This window comes from Blautia sp. HCP3S3_B11, assembly GCF_052064435.1.
Taxonomy (GTDB): Bacteria; Bacillota; Clostridia; order Lachnospirales; family Lachnospiraceae; genus Blautia_A.
Genome location: NZ_JBQHVP010000005.1, coordinates 56,732 through 70,730, shown reverse-complemented (window position 1 = coordinate 70,730; position 13,999 = coordinate 56,732). Strand labels below are relative to the sequence as shown.

The window sequence follows — 13,999 nt, the reverse complement described above, 5'->3', positions numbered from 1 at the left end:
TTTATTTGATAATATGAGAAGTATGATGTAAGAACATTCGGAAATACACATATATAGTATTAAAAACTATATTAAATAGTTTTTCTTGACAAGAATGGAATTTATGATATACTTTGAATATCAAAATATTTTAAAGACAAATAAAATAGCAAAACAAGAACAGGAGAAAACAGATGAAGAATTTTAAAATAGGAGATAAAATCACAAGAATTCCACTGATTCAGGGTGGAATGGGAGTTGGCATCAGCTTGGGAAGACTTGCCGGATCGGTTGCGAAAGAAGGCGGTGTTGGTGTTATATCTACGGCGCAGATCGGTTACAGAGAAGCAGATTTTGATAAAAATCCGGCAGCAGCTAATGAGAGGGCAATTGGTAGTGAGATGAAAAAAGCCCGTGTAATTTCACCGGATGGAATCATAGGATATAACATTATGGTCGCATTGAAAGAATATGCATCCCACGTAAAAGCAGCTGTAAAAGCAGGCGCAGATATCATTATATCCGGTGCAGGACTTCCTACAGAACTTCCGGAACTGGTCAAGGGCAGTCAGACAAAGATTGCACCTATTGTTTCTACAGATAAATCTGCAAAAGTAATTTTGAAATACTGGGACAGAAAATATAAAAGAACTGCAGATCTGATAGTGATTGAAGGACCGCAGGCAGGCGGTCATCTTGGGTTTCACAAAGAAGAACTGGAAAAATATACAGAAGAATCATACAGAGAAGAGATAAAGAAAATAATTGCAACAGTAAAATCCTATGCGGAGAAATATCAGACAGAAGTTCCCGTAATTGTAGCTGGTGGAATCTGCGATAAAGAAGACGTGCAGAAAGTAGCTGCGTTGGGAGTGGATGGAGTCCAGGTAGCTACCCGTTTTATAACAACAGAAGAATGTGATGCAGATATCCGGTACAAAGAAGCGCACTTAAATGCCAGAAAAGAAGATATTGCCATTGTAAAAAGCCCTGTAGGAATGCCTGGACGTGCAATCATGAACAAATTTATGAAACGTGTGATGAGCGGTGAACAGATACCACACAGCCCATGTCATGGATGCCTGGTAAAATGCAGCCCAAAAGAAATTCCATACTGCATTACAGATGGCCTGATCAATGCAGTAAAAGGAAATGTGGATGATGGATTGTTGTTCTGCGGTGCGAAAGCATGGAAAGCAGACCGGCTGGAGACAGTGCAGGAAGTAATTAGTGAGTTGTTTTAATCTGCGTTCTCAGTAACACGCTTCGCGATGCAGGAAATCGGGATACTATCTGTGAACAGTAACATTTTATTTATAAAGACTGACGATAACTTGTTTTGCCTGTTGCTTCATGTTAAACTAAATAAAATGAGTAACGGATATACGAAAGGTCTGTCTGATACATGATTTTCAAATGGAGGTGATCACTTTGAGACAGACGGTATCCCTGGGAGCGCAGGATTTTGCATACATCAGAGAAAATAACTGCTTTCTTGTAGATAAAACTGGAATTTAAGGTATGCGAAGCAGGAGAACATACATTGGAAGACACTGTAAAAGCGGCAAAAAAACAAATACAGGATAAATATTATATTAGTGAACTGGAAGCAAGAGGGATAAAACAGGAGAGAATACGGTGCTGCGGTTTTGCTTTTCAGGGAAAGAAAGTATTGATTGGATGAAAAGAACTCCATGACATGATAGTAGGAATCATAGGAAACAATAGGATTGGTGAGACAGTAATTTGGAATCTGTCTGGTCTTGACTGTAAGATATTATCAAAGGAATTGAAGGAAACTGGCTAAATGTGATAGAGGCATTGGTCAGTTTTTTGTATCATGGAGAGTGATTTCACAAGCTTAAATAGTACAAATAACAATAAAATAAAAATATCAAAAAATAAATGTTCGACATAACATATTAATTTAAGCCCAAATTAGTTATACTGTGTACATCAAAACAAATTGTACACAAAGAAATGCAAAAGGAGAAGATGAAGTATGAAAGCGGTAATTGCAATCGATTCTTTAAAAGGAAGCTTAAGCTCCATGGAAGCTGGATATGCTATTGCTGACGGAATCCGCAGAGTTCATGGACAGGATACGGAAATCGTAGTAAGACCTCTGGCAGATGGGGGAGAAGGAACTGTTGAGGCATTGGTAAGCGGTATGAGTGGAGTTGCACAGAATGTAATGGTAACAGGACCTCTTGGAACTCCGGTAAATTGTGAGTATGGAATCATTGAAAGCAGCCATACAGCAGTAATTGAAATGTCAGGAGCAGCGGGAATCACCCTTGTTCCGGATGAAAAAAGAAATCCGCTTTACACGACAACTTATGGAGTTGGTGAAGTGATTAAAGATGCAATCGCCAAAGGCTGCAGACGATTTATCATAGGAATTGGCGGCAGTGCAACCAATGATGGTGGAGTCGGAATGCTTCAGGCATTAGGATATGGATTCCTTGATAAAGACGGAAAACAGGTTCCTTTTGGAGCAAGAGGACTTGAGGTACTGGAAGAGATTACAGATGAATATGTACTTCCTGAACTGGCAGAATGTGAGTTCCGGGTTGCCTGTGATGTCACCAATATTCTTTGTGGAGAGAATGGCTGCAGTGCGGTGTATGGACCACAGAAGGGTGCAACTCCGTCTATGATTATGCAGATGGATAACTGGCTGAAACACTATGCCAAACTGGTTGAAAAAAAATTTACAAAAGCCAATGCAAATCAGGCGGGAACAGGCGCGGCAGGAGGACTTGGCTTTGCATTCTTAAGCTTTACAAATGCAGTTCTGGAGTCAGGAATTAAAATTGTGTTAGAAGAAACTTGCCTGGAAAAATATATGGAAAATGCAGATATTGTGATTACAGGAGAAGGCAGATTAGACGGACAGACCGCAATGGGAAAAGCTCCTGTCGGAGTAGCACGTCTTGCAAAAAAACATGACATTCCTGTCATTGCTTTTGCAGGAAGTGTTACAAAAGAGGCAGTTGCATGTAATCAGAATGGAATCGATGCCTTCTTCCCGATTCTCAGAGGGGTAATAACGCTAGAAGAAGCCATGAAATCTGAAAACGCGAAAGCAAACATGACAGATACTGTGGAACAGGTATTTCGTCTGATGAACATAAGAAGAAAATAAGAACTCCGGTGCAATTGTAGTGGTAATTATGTATTACATTTTTTCAGCCAGATACAAAAGAACCGCATCTTTAAACTTACGTGGATTTAACCCAGTTTTCTTATAAATGTGATTAAGCTTGTACTGGAGAGTGTTTTTATGTAGAAATAATTGTTCGCTGGTGTCGTGCAGGGACATATCCTGTTCAAAATAAGTAGTGATAATTTTGAGTTCTTCTTCTGTGAGACTTGCAATAGTCTGGGAGAGGAACTCTTTTTTTTCCTGTTCACCTAATCCGGAAAGAATGATTTCCAGCATAAAATCATCGAACATTACAAAATCCTCTGTGGAATCATTAATGCTTTTTAAAGCAGTGCGAGCAGAAGAGTAAGAATCGGAAAGCTGGTAAATAGAAGTGCTTTTTCCTACAGCAATTTTTAAAAGTACCTTATTATCTGCGGCAAATTGCTTTAAGATAAACGAATTTTTTTCAAAAAGCGCAGTGTCTGCAACTGCCAGATATTCATTTGGATAATGAAATGCATACAGAGGCAGTGGAAATATAGAAAACATCTGCGTTACCTTTTGCTCCAGAAGAGAGAGGTTAGCCATGTTATATCTGGTATTTACTTGAATCAGAGAATCTATAATGTACTGTCTTTTGTCGTTTTGGTTACGGCTGATCATATTAAGTTCCTGTTCACGTACAAGAAGGTTGGTGATGCGTTCTGCCAGATGTGCATATTTTCTGACATTGTCTGGTTATCCGGTAATTCCGATAACAGCGAGAAGTGACTGATTATGGTAGACTGGCAGATTAATGCCGTTCTGGCTACCATAGAAACTGTTATCGGAAGATACCTCAATAGTATTCCCGGTGGCAGCGGATTTTTGACCGATTTCATGAAAAGTTCCAATTCTGTTCGGATTTGTACTTGCAAAAATAATTCCGGATTGGTCAATAAAATTTATATCCTGTCCGCAGACGTCTTTAACAGTGTTTACGATCTGCATGGCAAGTGACTGGTCTATTTTTATTTGCATAATGATATCTCCATTGTTAATAATAAAAAGTTTCGGAGAACCTGGGCGACAGGTTTGTCCGAAACTTTTTTGATGCTTAGATTGTAATTACATAAGCTCTGTTTCCCTTATAATAAGGGCGTCCGTCCACTCCGCTTAGATCATAGCTCATTCGATAATATCTTTCGATATTTCCGGTGCCTTTGGCCCAGTTTGGATCACAGACTGCGCCTTTTATTTCTGCCCATCCATGTCCGCCGGAGGAAATAACTTTGGCTTCAAATCCAACTGCATTTGCAAGGTAAGCGAATGCGGATGCAAAAGCGAAGCAGTCGCCATGACCGCGATAGAACATGTCCTCTGCATAGCTGACATCCCAGTTTGAATAGTAATAGCGGAAATCATAGTCGTTGCCGGTTCCGCCGTATCCGTAGCTGACAGCCTTCAGATAGCATCTCCATAATTTTTCCGGTTTGGACATATTTTTTGTTGTTACGTGACGCATTACCTGATTAGCAGTGACCATAAGATTCAGTTTTCGCTTTTCTTCGCTGTTATAACGTGCTTTTCCATTCTTGGTAAGATAAATACCATTGACGCGCTGGGAAGTTACCATGGAAGCAGCACTTCCGCTGCGAATCTGGAAGAAATAATAGTCGCCTTTTATTTTCTGCCAGCCATTCTGCTGGATTCCTTTTTCATTAAAGTAGTATTTCTTTCCGCGGATCGTAACGAATCCCTTTACGGTATGTCCGGACTCATCATAGTAGTAGATATTTCCGCTGGGTTTGCGGTTAAACTTGTCGCGGTATTTTGATGCTGCAAAAACTGAAGCTGAAAAGAAAAGAGAGCAGCAGATAGCAATAAGAATTGCAGATACAGAAAATACTTTTAGCTTTTTCATAGAGCACCTCCGTTTTGAGTAAATGATTTAAGCGGACAATTCATCCGCTTGCAGGAAACAGACATTTTGACACATTTATTTCTGATAAAAGTAATATTTTCAGAAGAATTGCCTGTTTCAATTATAAGATATAAACTATTATATAAGATGATTTGACTTTGTGCAATAATAAATAAAATAACGGCTGCTATTTGCTGTGTATCCGGTAACGAATAAAAATTATTCACGAAAATCCCAAGGTGAGGGCTGTTGCGCGGATACAGTTTGTGGTGTATAATTAGACGCAATAGGCTTTGTGACGTTACTTGGTACATCGTTTTCGAAATAACTATGTATTGGTCATAAAGCGAACAGCAGCTTAGTAATTTAAGCAAGGATATAAGGTGGACAATTTTGAAAAAGACGATAGAAGAACTATTAAGCGGAAAATTCAGACATGAGCAGCCACAGCTTCTTTTTTCACAGGATAAGATAGAAGTAACGCTGAAAGCGGGAGAAGTGTATAAAGGAGAACTGTATTTCGGAACAGAGGATAACGAAAAGATCAGAGGATATATTACTTCTTCCAACAGGCGTGTTGTACCTGGAACAGAGAAGTTTTCGGGGACGACTGTGAGACTGCAGTATGGGATTGACGGTATGGGAATGTGTCCTGGGGAGAGACACGAAGGATGGATTTGTTTTACTACGAATATTGGAGAATATAAGCTTCCATTTGTGATTCAGGCAGAGAAAACAGAACTTAAGAGCATAGCCGGTGAAATACCGGATATGGATACGTTTGTCAATATTGCGAAAGACGATTTTAAAGAGGCATATCGTATTTTTACAGATCATAAATTTGAATTTCTTTTAAAAGATGTCGGCAGGAAGGAGAAAGCCCTTTATAAAGGACTTTCCAAACAGCCTGTGACATTTCAGAATGTAGAGGAATTTCTTGTTGCGACGGGCAGGAAGGAAGCTGTAAAAATTGAATTAAAGGCAGACCATAACAGCTTTTATGATATTAATGAATCTGTACGTGAATCATTTGCTGTAAGAAAGAACGGATGGGGACATCTCAGACTGGACGTTGAGGCAAAGGGAGATTTTCTGGAAGTTTCCAGACATGTGGTTACAGATGAAGATTTCATTGGCAGCTACTATCAGGTAGAATATGTGATACACAAAGAGAAACTCAAAAAAGGATGCCAGTTTGGTGAGATCATTGTAAAGAGTCCTTATCAGCAGCTGGTCTATCAGATCACCGCATCAATGGAGCCGCAGGTGCAGCTTAAGACAGAGATTCATGTCAAACGCCACAAGCTGGAACTGATGCGGGATCTGTTGGAATATTCTTGTAAGAGAATGGATGGTAAGACCTGGATCGGCAGCAGCAGATTTGTACTTAATCAGCTGAAGGAAGAGGGCTGTGATTATCCGGAATACCAGATGTATGAAGCATATATTTTTCATATGGAAGGAGAGGAAGAACAGGCAAAGGAAATCCTTAAGAAATTTAAACACCAGAATTTTTCCAGAGAAAATCTGGAACTGGCAGGAGTATATCTCTACCTTTGCGTTCTTACCAGATTGCATAAAGACAGAGAACAGGCGGCAAGACGTCTGCGCAGCTTCTTTTTACAGAAAGAGGATAGTTTCCTGCTCTTTAAACTCTGGCAGGAAATAACTGTTGAAGAGAAAGGTTCTTCATCAAGACTTGTATTTATGATGGAAGAACTTTTTGAGAAGGGATGCAGAAGTCCTTTCCTGTATCTGAAAGCATGGAATTACATCAGCAGTGATACTTCACTTCTTCACAGGATGAGCAGTTTCTGGACACAGGTGTTCTTGTTTGCAGGAGAGAAAGGTCTTCTGACAGAAGAACTTGTGATGAGATTTGCCTATCTTACAGGATATGAGAGAGAGTTTAACACAAGTATGTACAGAGCACTGGCGATGGGTTATGATGCTTTTGAATCAGATGATACCCTGGAAGCTATCTGCAGATATATCATGCTTGGAAACCCAAGAAAACAAGAGTATTTCAGATGGTTTTCACTGGCAGTGGAGAAGGGAATCCGCCTGACGAGATTATATGAGTATTATGTGGAGACTATGGACACTTCCTATCAAAGAGAACTCCCGAAACCTCTATTGATGTATTTCGCATATAATAACACATCACTTGGTGATGATAAAAAAGCATTTATTTATGCAAGTATCGTGGGTAACAGAGGACGTCAGCCACAGACATATGCGGATTACAGCGATCACATGAAGGTCTTTGCCATGCGTAAGGCAAAAGAAGGAAAGATGAATGAGAACTATGCGGTTCTTTATCAGGAATTTTTAAGTAATCCAAAAACAGAGGGACAGGCCTCTCTGATTGCCGGAAAGATGTTTACGAATAGACTTTACTGTGATGACAAGAAAATACGATATGTAATCGTACGTCATGAGCAGCTTCGGACAGAAGAAATCTATCCATGTATGCAGGGTGTGGCATATCCGAGAATTTATACGGATGATGCTGTGATCCTGTTTCAAGACGCAAACCAGAGACGATATGCTTCAACAGTAGATTATAATATCAAGAAACTGTTTGATGAACGGGAATTGATAGATAAGGTTCTTGCCTTTGATATAGAAGAACCGGGACTGGTGCTTCACTGCAGTGAGAATACCGAAGTCAATCAGGATAATCTGAAAGCATTCCAGAAGATTCCGGATACAGAGGAATTCTCAGACGAATATAAGAGAGCTGTCAGAGAGAAACTACTTTCTTACTATTCAGAACATATCAAAGATGATGTGACGGATGAGTATCTGAGAGAAATGGATTACGAAAAATATGCCCAGGTGGACAGAACAGGGCTTCTGGAAGTGCTGATCGCAAAGGGACTGTATCAGCAGGCAATGGTGGTAGTTTCTAAATTTGGATACGAGGGAATCCGCGTAGAAAGTCAGTTGAAGCTTATCAGCAGAATGCTGACACGATGTGAGATGAAAGAGGATGATGAACTGATTGCACTTGCATCTGATGTTTACAGACATGGAAAATATGACGAAGTGATTCTGAAATATCTGATGGATTACAGATATGGTCCGATAGATGAGCTGATATCTGTCTGGAAAAGTGCACAGGGCTTCGAGATGGATACGTATGAGCTTGAGGAAAAACTCCTTCAGTTACTGATGTTTACAGCTGATTATCGTAAAGAAGGAGAGAAAGTCTTTGAAGATTACGTACATCACAGCGGAAAAGAAAACATAGCAGGGGCATATCTTACACAGGTGGCATTTGGAACATTTGTAAGAGAATATCCAATGAGCATTTTCGTGAGAAGTCAGCTGGAGAATGCATATGAACAAAAGAGTCCGGTTGACTTTGTATGCAGTCTTGCACTGTTGGAGGCATATTCAAAGGAGAAGAACCTGGAAGAAAAACAGCTGGAAAATGCCAGAGAAATCCTGCAGGAATGTATAAAAAAAGATATGTACTTTGCGTTCTTTAAGAAGCTTCCGGTATCTATTCTCAGTCCATATCAGCTGGATGACAAGACTTTTGTGGAGTATCATGCAGACCCATCTGCAAAAGTAACCTTATATTATGCACTTGATGCAGGGCTTGGAAATCAGGTGAAATACCAGACAGAGCCGCTCCGCAATCTGTATGAAGGTATTTTTGCGAAGGCGTTTACTTTGTTTTATGGCGAAACTCTGAGATATTATTTCAGATCAGAAGTGGGAGATCAGGTAAATGAAACACAGGAACGCGTGATCACTATGAGTAAGATTGAGGGTGCTCCTGTGAGCAAGTATCATATGATTAACCAGATGCTTTCTGCACGAAGACTGGATAAGAGTAAGGAAGTGCTTTCTCAGGTAAAGAATTATCTTCGCCAGGAACAGTACGTACAGAATATGTTCGTGATCGAAAAAGAAGAACAGGAACAGATAACCCTGAAACCAGGAGGAACAGATGAACGAAATTCGTGATTTAATCGTTGGAATTGATTTTGGTAAAGAATATTCTCAGATATGTTATTATGACCGCAAGGGAGATGAGGCAAGATCTCTTTCCATGAAGGCTGGTGGAAATCAGTATGAAGCCCCAAGCTGTGTATGTTACAGACCTGAACAGAAGGATTACTGTGTGGGTTTGGAGGCTGAATACTTTGCCCGCGAAAAGGGCGGAGTCATGATTGATGATGTCTATGGAATCTGCGAGAAAAAAGATTTCGTATTGTCAGAAGGAAGAAAGCTTGCACCATGGGAAATTCTTGCACAGTTTTTGCAGGGAATGCTTAAGTTTCTTGGAGTAGCAGAGCTGGTCAAGAATATAAAATGTGTAGCAGTGACACTGCCTCATCTGACAGAGATTCAGGTAGAGAATTTCCAGAAGGCATTTGAATCGCTGGGATTTCCACATGAGAAATATATGCTTCTGGATTACGGGGAAAGTTTCTATTACTATGTGTTATCCCAGAAAAGAGAAACATGGAACCGCAGTGTTGCCTGGTATGCATTTAAACCGGACAGCGTATCTTTCCGTAAGATGACGATGAATGGTGCGACAAAACCGGTGACTGTGAAACTGGAAGAGGCTGTGGAAACAACACTTCCTGTTGACGGACAGGAAAGAGATTCTGAATTCTGTAAATTCGTCCAGAAAACACTGGGAAAAGATTTGTTCTCCAGTATTCAGATCACAGGAGAGGGATTTTCCCAGGACTGGGCAGAGCAGTCTGTCAGACTGTTATGTTATCAGAAGCGAAAAGTTTTCTATGGAAATAATCTTTTTGCAAAAGGAGCGTGCTCTGCCGGCAAAGAGAGAACGGAAAATAAGGCATTGAAAGGTTATCGTTTTTTAAGTGATAACCTTGTGATGGCCGATGTCGGAATGGAAATGAGAGTAATGGGATCTCCGACATATTATCCGATGATCGAGGCCGGAAATAACTGGTATGACAGTAAATCATCTTGCGAAATTATTCTTGATGATACAGAGGAACTGGTGTTTACGGTAAGCACTTATGACAGACCGGAGAAGAGAAAAGTAGGTATGATGCTGCCTGGTATTCCTTTGCGCCCGAATAAAACGACCAGACTGTTGCTGGAATTACAGTATATTTCAGCAACAGAATGTAAAGTGACAGTAACCGATCTGGGATTTGGAGAATTGTTCCCTTCCAACGGTAAGACCTGGACAGAGACAGTGGAATGGTAAAGGAGATGGACGAATGAGCGGATATATTTTATGCCAGACAAAAAAAGCAGAACGTCCTTATTATATAGAAAACATCAGTATGAATATCTATTCTATAGAGGAACTGTGCTATTATCTTTATCATAATCTTTACCTGGCTGACCATACGATATTTAATGAAGAATTATGCAGCTGGATCCGGGACGAACTGGAACTTCCACATCTGGCAGCGAAGCTGAAACAGAATCTGGAGAGAAATGTAAGTATAGAAGATATGGTTTATCCGATTTTCAAAGAAATCAATTATCTGACATACGAAGAGATGAAGAGTTTTAACATCTGTCTTGCAGATTTTGGAAAAGAACGCCAGGCAGTCCGGCAGAAGAGAAAAGGAGATGCTCTGGTAGAGAATGGAATGTATGTAAATGCAATCCAGGTGTACCAGAAGATTCTGGAAAGAGATGACCTGAATCAGCAGAGAAAAGGTTTTTCGGCTGCAGTGAGATATAACCTTGGCTGTGCGTACAGCTATCTTTTCCAGATGGAGAAGGCACAGGAATGTTTTTTACAGGCATATAAAGAGAGCCAGTCGGCAGAAGTGCTGAAGGCGTATGTGACAGCGTATGCCAGCATTCACGATAAGACGGACTATGATAAAGTCATGGAAGAACTTGGCGTGGATGATAAAGTAAAGAAAGATATCAAAGAGGAAATCCAGGAGTCTATGAAGACGTTTGCAAGTGTACCCGAGAAGAAGATAGATGAAGAGAATCTGGATGCACTTCTGGAGAAACTTATGAAAGAATATCACAGAAGTACGGGATCGTGACAGGCAGTGCTTTCAATGACTGAGAATCATCCTTTGTACAATAATGATGTAAGGTAAGATAATGAAAAGTGTCAGTAACTTGCGCTTGACAGGAGTGGATGGGTGTGTTAGGATTAAAACATACTTTCACATGGTAGAGTGGCTGTGTGGTAAATGACAAAACAGATGAAGAGGAGATATTTATCATGAAAAAGAGATCTTTAGCAGTACTCATGGCAGGAGTTATGGCAGCTTCTATGATGACAGGCGTTGTTTCTGTATATGCAGATGCTGACAGCAAGACATTAACTGTAGGATTTGACGCAGAGTATCCTCCTTTCGGATATAAAGACGATAATGGAGATTATGTTGGTTTCGACCTCGATCTTGCACAGGAAGTATGTGACAATCTTGGATGGGAACTTGTAAAGAAACCAATCAACTGGGATTCTAAGGATATGGAGCTGAATTCTGGTTCTATCGACTGTATCTGGAATGGATTCACAATTAATGGACGTGAAGATGATTATACATGGTCTGATCCATATCTGAATAATGAACAGGTTATGGTTGTAGCTGCTGATTCTAAGATTGAGAAATTAGACGATCTGGCAGGCAAGAATGTTGTTGTTCAGGCAGCTTCCGCAGCACTGGATGCTTTAAACAGCGATGATAATAAAGATCTGACAGCAAGCTTTGGATCACTGACAGAGAACCCTGATTATAATACAGCATTTATGAATCTGGATTCCGGTGCGGCAGATGCGATTGCAGTTGACATCGGTGTTGCCAAATATCAGCTTTCTCAGAGAGAAGAAGGTAAATACGTAATCCTTGATGAGCCAATCCAGAGCGAGCAGTACGGAATCGGCTTCAAAAAAGGCAATGATGAACTGAAAGACACTGTATGGGCTGAAGTTCTTAAACTTTATGACGCTGGCGAAGTTGACAAACTGGCAGAGAAATACGAAGTTGCAGATATGCTTTGTATTGGAAGTGATGACGAAGAATCCGCAGACAAGAAAGATGATGCAGCAGAGGAAGATACTTCTGAGGCTGAGACTTCTGAAGAAGATACAGCAGAAGATGCTGAATAAAAAATATTTTTCATGAAGTGAATGATAGAGGCGATTGTTTACGGAGTGAATGGTAGCTGATAAAGATACAAGAGGACAGACTTGTACAGAGCTGTCTGTATTATAAAAGGAATGGAGGGTACATTTTGTGCACCCTCTTTTCTTACTGTACAGGAGAAATTTCTTAGGAGGAAAAGATATGTCTTTAAGTGTAATGCTGCAGCAGCTTGCCAGTGGTATGGTAGTTTCTGTGGAGATCTTTGTAGTGACATTGATTTTTTCACTTCCACTGGGACTTCTGATCTGCTTTGGCAGAATGGCTAAGAATCCGGTGATTCGTGGGATCGTGTCTGCCTACATATCTGTTATGAGAGGAACGCCGTTAATGTTGCAGTTGATGGTTGTATATTTCGGACCGTATTTTATTTTTGGAATCCGTATTTCTATGGGATACAGCCTGATCGCTGTATTTATCGCGTTTAGTATCAACTATGCTGCATATTTTGCAGAAATCTACAGAGGTGGAATCGAATCTATCTCAGCAGGACAGTATGAGGCTGCGAAGATTCTTGGATACAGTAAGGTACAGACTTTCTTCAGAATTATTCTGCCGCAGGTGATAAAGAGAATTCTTCCGTCTGTGACAAATGAGGTTATCACATTGGTAAAGGATACGTCCTTAGCTTTCGTTGTGGCGGTCGCCGAAATGTTTACGATTGCAAAGCAGATCGCAAGTGCGCAGACAACGATGATGCCATTTGTGATCGCGGCAGTTTTCTATTTTATCTTCAATCTTCTGGTTGCAATCGTGATGGATAAGATTGAGAAGAAGTTAAACTATTATCGCTGATCAGAAAGCTTACCTGTTCACAGAAAACCTTTCTGAATCACCGGGCGCGGAGTGAACGTTACTGTTCACTCCGTTCTCAGTAACGTAGCCAAAATTCATTCCAAATTGCCTGCGGCAATGGAATTTTAGCTTGTATGTCTCGGAATTTTGGCATTTTCATGCCAAAACACCTCGCGGGATAGTAGCGTGTGAACAGTTACGAGTGAACAGTAACGAAGTATCATATTTGAGAGGAATACTTGACATGGTATTATTTGAAATGAAACACATAAAAAAGAGTTTTGGAAGTCTTGAAGTGTTAAAGGATATTTCGCTTCAGGTAGAAGAGGGAGAAGTATTAAGTATTATCGGTCCGTCAGGTTCCGGTAAATCCACACTTCTTCGCTGTGCAACAGGACTCGAAACACCGGATAGTGGTGAGATCGTCAAGCAGGGAGATGTGGGACTGGTATTCCAGAATTTCAATCTTTTTCCACACTTTTCCGTATTAAAAAATATTACAGATGCGCCGATCAGAGTGCAGAAGAGAAAGAAAGAAGAAGTATATGCGCAGGCAAGAGTGCTGCTGAAACAGATGGGGCTTGCCGACAGAGAAAATGCATATCCATTCCAGCTTTCCGGTGGACAGCAGCAGCGAGTTTCCATTGCGCGTGCATTATGCATGAATCCAAAGATTCTGTTTTTTGATGAGCCTACATCGGCGCTTGATCCGGAGCTTACAGGAGAGATTCTTAAAGTTATCAAGGATCTGGCGGCAGAGCACATTACTATGGTAATCGTTACCCATGAGATGACATTTGCGAGAGATATTTCCGATCATATTATTTTCATGGATAAAGGACTGATCGCTGTTGAGGGAAGTCCACAGGAGGTATTTGCGTCAGAACATGCCCGAATGAAAGAATTTCTTGGAAAATTCCATCAGGGATGAGTTTTTTGTGGTTGCTTTTAGAAGAATGATGTTATATAATTTCAACGTACGCAGTGAAAAAACTTAAAGCTGTGTATTGAAGAGAAATAAAAAGGATAAAAATCCTATTA

The 13,999-nt window shown here is 40.4% G+C and carries 12 protein-coding genes; 9 read left to right on the top strand and 3 right to left on the bottom strand.

Annotated elements, in window-relative coordinates:
- Positions 1 to 173: 173 nt before the first annotated feature.
- The 3 genes from ACTNC0_RS05045 (at position 174) to ACTNC0_RS05035 (ending at position 3,127) form a co-directional block, all read left to right on the top strand.
- Positions 174 to 1,223 (top strand): NAD(P)H-dependent flavin oxidoreductase, encoded by a 1,050-nt coding sequence (locus ACTNC0_RS05045; protein ID WP_441086567.1) that lies wholly within the window; start codon positions 174 to 176, stop codon positions 1,221 to 1,223.
- A 299-nt stretch (positions 1,224 to 1,522) separates the two neighbouring features.
- Entirely contained in the window at positions 1,523 to 1,663 is a 141-nt protein-coding gene (locus tag ACTNC0_RS05040) for a hypothetical protein (RefSeq protein WP_441086566.1), read from the top strand.
- Between the two features lie 318 nt (positions 1,664 to 1,981).
- The gene (locus ACTNC0_RS05035) at positions 1,982 to 3,127 is read left to right on the top strand and encodes a glycerate kinase family protein (RefSeq protein ID WP_441086565.1); all 1,146 of its coding nucleotides are present in this window, start codon (positions 1,982 to 1,984) and stop codon (positions 3,125 to 3,127) included.
- Positions 3,128 to 3,160: 33 nt separating this feature from the next.
- Here ACTNC0_RS05035 and ACTNC0_RS05030 read toward each other — a convergent pair whose 3' ends face one another.
- From ACTNC0_RS05030 to ACTNC0_RS05020, 3 genes are all read right to left on the bottom strand, one after another.
- Positions 3,161 to 3,793: a PucR family transcriptional regulator gene (locus tag ACTNC0_RS05030; protein ID WP_441086564.1), complete on the bottom strand. Its 633-nt coding sequence runs from the start codon at positions 3,791 to 3,793 to the stop codon at positions 3,161 to 3,163.
- A 75-nt stretch (positions 3,794 to 3,868) separates the two neighbouring features.
- Entirely contained in the window at positions 3,869 to 4,150 is a 282-nt protein-coding gene (locus tag ACTNC0_RS05025) for a sugar diacid recognition domain-containing protein (RefSeq protein ID WP_441086563.1), read from the bottom strand.
- A gap of 76 nt (positions 4,151 to 4,226) precedes the next feature.
- Entirely contained in the window at positions 4,227 to 5,033 is an 807-nt protein-coding gene (locus ACTNC0_RS05020; RefSeq protein WP_441086562.1) for a transglutaminase domain-containing protein, read from the bottom strand.
- Positions 5,034 to 5,426: 393 nt separating this feature from the next.
- On the opposite strand from ACTNC0_RS05020, the gene ACTNC0_RS05015 reads away from it, so the two are divergent.
- From ACTNC0_RS05015 to ACTNC0_RS04990, 6 genes are all read left to right on the top strand, one after another.
- A complete protein-coding gene (locus ACTNC0_RS05015; protein WP_441086561.1) occupies positions 5,427 to 9,014 on the top strand; it encodes a DUF5717 family protein in 3,588 nt (1,195 codons plus the stop codon).
- Positions 8,998 to 10,245, top strand: coding sequence for a DUF5716 family protein (locus tag ACTNC0_RS05010; RefSeq protein WP_441086559.1), 1,248 nt, complete (start codon positions 8,998 to 9,000; stop codon positions 10,243 to 10,245). Before ACTNC0_RS05015 ends, ACTNC0_RS05010 begins: the two co-directional genes overlap by 17 nt.
- A 13-nt stretch (positions 10,246 to 10,258) precedes the next feature.
- On the top strand, positions 10,259 to 11,053 hold the full coding sequence (locus ACTNC0_RS05005) for a hypothetical protein (RefSeq protein WP_441086558.1): 795 nt from the start codon (positions 10,259 to 10,261) through the stop codon (positions 11,051 to 11,053).
- 185 nt (positions 11,054 to 11,238) lie between these two features.
- Positions 11,239 to 12,129, top strand: coding sequence for a transporter substrate-binding domain-containing protein (locus ACTNC0_RS05000; protein ID WP_178413239.1), 891 nt, complete (start codon positions 11,239 to 11,241; stop codon positions 12,127 to 12,129).
- A 178-nt stretch (positions 12,130 to 12,307) separates the two neighbouring features.
- A complete protein-coding gene (locus ACTNC0_RS04995; protein ID WP_117675080.1) occupies positions 12,308 to 12,958 on the top strand; it encodes an amino acid ABC transporter permease in 651 nt (216 codons plus the stop codon).
- Between the two features lie 244 nt (positions 12,959 to 13,202).
- Positions 13,203 to 13,889 (top strand): amino acid ABC transporter ATP-binding protein, encoded by a 687-nt coding sequence (locus tag ACTNC0_RS04990; protein WP_441086556.1) that lies wholly within the window; start codon positions 13,203 to 13,205, stop codon positions 13,887 to 13,889.
- Positions 13,890 to 13,999 lie beyond the last annotated feature (110 nt).

Coding starts and splice junctions, on each gene's coding strand:
- ACTNC0_RS05045 (WP_441086567.1), top strand. CDS start 174: ATGAAGAATTTTAAAATAGGAGATAAAATCACAAGAATTCCACTGATT.
- ACTNC0_RS05035 (WP_441086565.1), top strand. CDS start 1,982: ATGAAAGCGGTAATTGCAATCGATTCTTTAAAAGGAAGCTTAAGCTCC.
- ACTNC0_RS05030 (WP_441086564.1), bottom strand. CDS start 3,793: ATGATCAGCCGTAACCAAAACGACAAAAGACAGTACATTATAGATTCT.
- ACTNC0_RS05025 (WP_441086563.1), bottom strand. CDS start 4,150: ATGCAAATAAAAATAGACCAGTCACTTGCCATGCAGATCGTAAACACT.
- ACTNC0_RS05020 (WP_441086562.1), bottom strand. CDS start 5,033: ATGAAAAAGCTAAAAGTATTTTCTGTATCTGCAATTCTTATTGCTATC.
- ACTNC0_RS05010 (WP_441086559.1), top strand. CDS start 8,998: ATGAACGAAATTCGTGATTTAATCGTTGGAATTGATTTTGGTAAAGAA.
- ACTNC0_RS05005 (WP_441086558.1), top strand. CDS start 10,259: ATGAGCGGATATATTTTATGCCAGACAAAAAAAGCAGAACGTCCTTAT.
- ACTNC0_RS05000 (WP_178413239.1), top strand. CDS start 11,239: ATGAAAAAGAGATCTTTAGCAGTACTCATGGCAGGAGTTATGGCAGCT.
- ACTNC0_RS04995 (WP_117675080.1), top strand. CDS start 12,308: ATGTCTTTAAGTGTAATGCTGCAGCAGCTTGCCAGTGGTATGGTAGTT.
- ACTNC0_RS04990 (WP_441086556.1), top strand. CDS start 13,203: ATGGTATTATTTGAAATGAAACACATAAAAAAGAGTTTTGGAAGTCTT.